The 5,344-nt window shown below is 43.5% G+C and carries 5 protein-coding genes and 1 riboswitch; of the genes, 2 read left to right on the top strand and 3 right to left on the bottom strand.

Features of this window, described 5'->3' with window-relative positions:
* Positions 1 to 431: 431 nt before the first annotated feature.
* Complete coding sequence (locus B9J87_RS13500) at positions 432 to 1,538, top strand: M20/M25/M40 family metallo-hydrolase (protein WP_026028848.1); 1,107 nt, start codon at positions 432 to 434, stop codon at positions 1,536 to 1,538.
* Between the two features lie 68 nt (positions 1,539 to 1,606).
* Here B9J87_RS13500 and B9J87_RS13495 read toward each other — a convergent pair whose 3' ends face one another.
* Together B9J87_RS13495 and B9J87_RS17800 are read right to left on the bottom strand one after the other, a co-directional pair.
* Entirely contained in the window at positions 1,607 to 2,341 is a 735-nt protein-coding gene (locus B9J87_RS13495) for a chromosome partitioning protein ParA (RefSeq protein ID WP_094151191.1), read from the bottom strand.
* Positions 2,342 to 2,360: 19 nt separating this feature from the next.
* Positions 2,361 to 2,519, bottom strand: coding sequence for a hypothetical protein (locus B9J87_RS17800; protein WP_010319274.1), 159 nt, complete (start codon positions 2,517 to 2,519; stop codon positions 2,361 to 2,363).
* 358 nt (positions 2,520 to 2,877) lie between these two features.
* A riboswitch (glycine riboswitch) is annotated at positions 2,878 to 2,971 on the top strand.
* A 123-nt stretch (positions 2,972 to 3,094) separates the two neighbouring features.
* On the opposite strand from B9J87_RS17800, the gene B9J87_RS13485 reads away from it, so the two are divergent.
* Positions 3,095 to 4,474 carry an alanine/glycine:cation symporter family protein gene (locus B9J87_RS13485; protein WP_094151189.1) on the top strand — a complete coding sequence of 460 codons (1,380 nt, stop codon included), beginning with the start codon at positions 3,095 to 3,097 and terminating at the stop codon, positions 4,472 to 4,474.
* A gap of 67 nt (positions 4,475 to 4,541) precedes the next feature.
* On the opposite strand, the gene B9J87_RS13480 is transcribed toward B9J87_RS13485, so the two are convergent.
* Complete coding sequence (locus tag B9J87_RS13480; RefSeq protein WP_094151186.1) at positions 4,542 to 5,180, bottom strand: LysE family translocator; 639 nt, start codon at positions 5,178 to 5,180, stop codon at positions 4,542 to 4,544.
* Positions 5,181 to 5,344 lie beyond the last annotated feature (164 nt).

Raw genomic sequence — 5,344 nt, 5'->3', positions numbered from 1 at the left:
ACACAAATCTATTAATGAGCAATAGGATAGTAAATTAGCGAATTTCACAGAGATGATTTATTTTTATTTGACTGAATACTAAGCACTTTTACTTAATTGGCCACGTTAATCACAAGTCAATCATAACCAGTTGCTCAGTAAGATAAATAGCACGGCGTAACATTTTAGCTACATTTATCAAAAGCCGACACTGCCTCCGGCAAAAAACACACAATCGGGCGAGGTGTTAGGCGCACATGATTTTTATATGTCGAGCTACACGAACAAAACATTAGGCCAACACAGGTGAATCATTAAGTTTAAAACAATAGCCATTGGCTATATATAAGCGAAAAATTCGGTTATTTTGTCGTGCTTCTTTGATTTATCGTAGAACATCGCGTCATCCACACGCGATATGGTATGGCTTCTGTTTCCTACGAGATAACAAAATGACCATGATAAATGAACAGCGCTTGGTTGAGCACTTTCTACAACTAATTCAAATTGACAGCGAATCGGGTAACGAAAAACAGATTGCAGAAACGCTGTCTGAACAATTGGGTGAGCTCGGTTTTTCAGTCCAAAAACTGCCCGTACCTGAACATGTTTCCAATGGCTTTAACCTTTATGCTCGCCTAGCAGGACAACTCGATGACAGTGTCGTACTGAGCTGTCACATGGATACCGTCAAACCGGGGATTGGTATCACACCCGTCATTGAAAATGGCGTCATTCGCTCTAACGGTGAAACCATTTTAGGCGGCGATGACAAATCGGGTATTGCGGCCATTATGGAGGCGATTCGAACGATTAAAGCGCAAAAACAACCTCATAAAACCATTGAAATTGCATTCACCGTCCATGAAGAAGGCGGGCTACAAGGCTCCAAACACTTTGATATGTCTCATATTCAATCGGCTAAGGCGATTGTGCTCGACACAGGTGGTCCAATAGGAACCATTGTTAAAGCAGCCCCAGGGCAGCAAAAAATCATCGTTAATATCAAAGGCAAACCCGCACACGCAGGCCTTGCCCCTGAAGAAGGTATTAGCGCTATCGCCGTCGCGGCCGATGCGATTACCCAAATGAAATTGCTACGTATTGATGAGGAAACCACGGCGAATATCGGCCTTGTTCATGGCGGTGGCGCAACGAATATCGTCATGCCTGATCTTAGAATTGTCGCTGAAGCCCGCTCATTGAATGATGATAAGTTGAGCCTACAAGTTGAACATATGGTGTCAACCTTTCAGGCCGCGGCGCACAAGCATGGCGCGCAGGTTGAGATTGAATCTACTCGTGCTTACAACGCCTTTGTATTGGATGAAGAGCATCCGCATATCGCTGCGATCAAAAAGAGCTTTGAATCAGTTGGGATTGCACCAAAAACCAAACGTACTGGTGGAGGCAGTGATGCAAACAACTTTAACGAAAAAGGATTAGTGACCGTCAATTTGTCAACGGGCATGGCGAAAGTTCACACCACCGAAGAGTATATTGCGATCAGTGATATGGTGAAGATTGCAGAATTCCTAACAACGTATTTGACCGAATAAGCCTTACGATAAAACAGGCCTCATTTTCGCGAGGCCTGCTAAAGAAACATTGGTGGGATTGGTATAAATTATAAGCCTATATTTTCCGTTAACGCTTTGATTTGTTCTAAATCCATGCGGTGAACTTGGATCATCTGATCGATTTGGCTAATTCTTGAATTCGCTTCATCTTGCTTATCACATGCGTCTGATTTTGCATCCCACGACTTACCTTCTAAGTAGACATCACAATCGGTTTTGAGCGTTTTGAGCTTCGGTACTAAACTTTCTTTCTCTTTTTGCAGCGCTTCTAACTCTTGCTTAATTTTCAATTCACGTTGGAACAGTTCGCGTGAACGTTCAAAAATCGTTGCCTGCATATCGGCTTGCCGATTTAATTTAGAATTTTTGTTCTCAACTTGCGCTAGTGCATTTTCCTGTGTATTAAGTTTCGCTTGCAGCGCTTTATTTTCTGCCATTAACGCTTGGTATTGGCTTTGCGCTTGATCCAGCTCTTGTTGATACTGCTTTTGTTGCTCTTCTAATGCTTGTTGAAGTTTATTTGCTACTTCAGCGTCGACACTGGCGACTTTTAATTGCACTTTTTCAGCTAATTGGCTTTTATCTTGGGTGAGCTGTTCATATTTTTCTTCTAGCTGATGGTATGTTTTTTGCCAGTTATTCGTGATGATACTTGAACCGATTAAGCCACCTAATGCTAACCCCAACACCCCTGCTAACGCGATGTAGACGTAGCTGCGTTTGTCTCGTTCTTCAATCACTACGACATCATCTTGCGCATCAATGTCCGTCTGTTTGTTCACTCTTTCGCTCCTATCTATCTCAGCGAGTTAATTCAGTAATCACAATTGAGGCAGCATAAATGACAAAAGCAGTGAGTAAAGAAACCACCACACCTTTTTGCAACTTTTCGTTGGTACGATAACGAATAAAAATAAAAGCAATGGCGATCAATAAAATAATGGTGATGAGTCGTGTCATTAGCCTATCCTCTCACGTAGTGTATATCATTTATAACACGCGATAAGTCAGAAAAAAGTAGAACAATCGACAACAAGCGTAAAGTTTTCACCCCTCATCCTACGTTTACGTCTATAAATGGTTAACAAACCACCAAACGGCAGCAAATTGAGATCAAAAGCACAATTTTTCTTGTCTTGAAAAACGCTTTATGTAACATATCTCGCCTTGATGGTAAGCGCACTTATCATCAGTTCCGATGAAGACTGCAGGAGAGTAGCCTTAGTTTATTCAAAGTATGAGTAAACAGGCTCGCCGAAGAAGTAAATCTTTCAGGTGCTAATGCTCTCTCTTATGAGAGCTGGCGAGGACTGTAGTTGGAGGAACCTCTGGAGAGAACCGTTTAATCGGTCGCCGAAGGAGCAAACCCTATTTGGGGTGAAACTCTCAGGCAAAAGGACAGAGGAGTGGAAAGTTACAATCATAAATAGGTGTGGTTTCTTCACCACTGGCCTGCTGTGATCTTTTTGTGGGATCTTTTCAGATTACTGCCCTTTCCCTCTTCTCCTTAACTGTCGTTTTATTAAGGGGAACTAATGAACAACCTGCAATCTATTCTTGAATCTATAGACAACTTTGTCTGGGGACCACCACTTTTAATTTTATTGGTCGGTACAGGCATCTATTTTACGTTTCGTCTCGGTCTTATCCAATTTCGACATTTACCTACCGCACTTAAGATGGTGTTTAGTAAAGACAAAGACGCCGGTAAACAAGGCGATGTATCAAGCTTTGCCGCCTTATGTACCGCACTTTCCGCGACGATTGGAACCGGTAATATCGTTGGCGTAGCGACAGCGATTAAGCTCGGTGGGCCGGGCGCGCTATTTTGGATGTGGTTAGCCGCGCTGTTTGGTATGGCGACCAAATACGCTGAATGTTTACTGGCAGTAAAGTATCGTCAAGTCGATGACAAAGGCCAAATGGTTGGTGGCCCGATGTATTACCTGCAATATGGCGTGGGCTCTCGAACTTTGGCGGTTTTATTCGCCCTATTTGCCATCGGCGTCGCTTGTTTCGGCATCGGTACATTCCCACAAGTCAACGCGATTTTAGATGCTACTGAAATCTCTTTTGGTGTGTCACGCGGAATATCAGCAGTGGTTCTAACGCTGTTAGTCGCATTTGTCACGGTCGGTGGTATTCAATCAATTGCTAAAGTGGCTGGGAAAGTGGTACCTGCCATGGCCCTTTTTTACATCCTTGCGTGTTTGAGTGTGATCATCAGCAACAGCGATCAATTACTCACGGCCATCAGTTTAGTTATTACTTCTGCCTTCACTTCCACAGCCGCTACTGGTGGTTTCTTAGGAGCGAGCATCATGCTGGCGATCCAATCAGGGATTGCGCGCGGTGTATTTTCTAATGAATCTGGTCTTGGTAGCGCGCCAATGGCCGCGGCGGCAGCGAAAACTGACTCTTGCGTAAAACAAGGGTTGATTTCAATGACTGGTACTTTCTTTGACACCATCATTATTTGCACCATGACCGGGCTTGCGCTGATTTTAACTGGCGCATGGCAAAGTGATTTTTCTGGCGCCGCCATGACAACCTATGCATTTGCCGTAGGCTTAAATGCGCAAACCTTGGGCCCGATGATGGTCTCCATTGGTTTGATGTTTTTTGCTTTTACGACGATTTTAGGCTGGAACTATTACGGTGAGCGCTGCGTGGTGTTTTTGTTTGGCACCAAAGCAGTGATGCCTTATAAGCTGATTTTTATCGGTTTGGTGGCATCAGGTGCGTTCTTGCACCTTGATATGATTTGGATTATTGCTGATATCGTTAACGGTTTAATGGCTATCCCTAATCTGATCGGATTAATCGCATTACGCCATATTGTGCTTGAAGAGACCAAGCTGTTTTTTGAAAAACAGTCAGCACCTTTTACGCGTGATGCTCAAACTCAACATTAATCGTTTGCCAGCCGATAAGCATGTGGCAGTGCTTATCGGCAACTTTAGGTGACTAAAGAGCAACTTCTTAAGCCGCTTCATCTTCTAGTAGCAATTTCACCCCAAGCGCGACTAGCACAACGCCTGTTGTCCCTTCCATCCATTTCATAAACGACGCATTTTTGAGTAAGTTTTTTGCAAAACTCAATGCGCCCGCTAAACCGCACTGCCAGCACATAGCGATAACAAAATGAATGGCAGCCATCAAAAGCGATTGCAACAACGGAGAATATTCTGGGTTAATAAATTGCGGCAAAAATGCGAGATAAAATACCGCCGTTTTAGGGTTTAATACATTGGAAAGAAAGCCTTCACGCAGTGAGCGCTTCAGTGTAAATTCACTGTGTGAAATGGCCGTAACCTGCATACCTTGGCTATTTTTCAGCAACGCTTTTAAGCTGGATAGTCCAAGCCAAATTAAATACGCCGCACCGATCATTTTAACCACATGAAACAGCTCGGCCGATTGTGCCAAAATCGCCGAAATACCGACGGCGGAAAAGGTCGCATGCACAAATAGCCCCATGCAAATACCCAAACTTGTTATGCTGCCGTCCGTGAACCCTGCTCGTGATGTGTTACGAATCACCAGTGCCGTATCTAGCCCTGGGGTTAGCGTTAATATAATAATTGCGATCAGAAAGGCTTCAATGTTTTGGATATACATACCCGTCCTTGTATAAAAGAAATGTCATCGTTTGCCTTTTTATACCTGACCTCTTTTATAAAGTCTTTAACAGTTTTCACTGGATAAGAAAATAATGAAATACTCATAGCCTTGTCGGTTTGGGTCACGCTCTTTCACCTTAATTGACTTTGATGGCCTTGGTT

Source organism: Vibrio sp. V19_P1S1T109 (assembly GCF_002241375.1).
GTDB lineage: Bacteria > Pseudomonadota > Gammaproteobacteria > Enterobacterales > Vibrionaceae > Vibrio > Vibrio anguillarum.
The sequence above is the reverse complement of the archived record's forward strand: the minus strand, read 5'-3'. Positions and strand labels throughout refer to the sequence as shown.

Coding starts and splice junctions, on each gene's coding strand:
- B9J87_RS13500 (WP_026028848.1), top strand. CDS start 432: ATGACCATGATAAATGAACAGCGCTTGGTTGAGCACTTTCTACAACTA.
- B9J87_RS17800 (WP_010319274.1), bottom strand. CDS start 2,519: ATGACACGACTCATCACCATTATTTTATTGATCGCCATTGCTTTTATT.
- B9J87_RS13485 (WP_094151189.1), top strand. CDS start 3,095: ATGAACAACCTGCAATCTATTCTTGAATCTATAGACAACTTTGTCTGG.
- B9J87_RS13480 (WP_094151186.1), bottom strand. CDS start 5,180: ATGTATATCCAAAACATTGAAGCCTTTCTGATCGCAATTATTATATTA.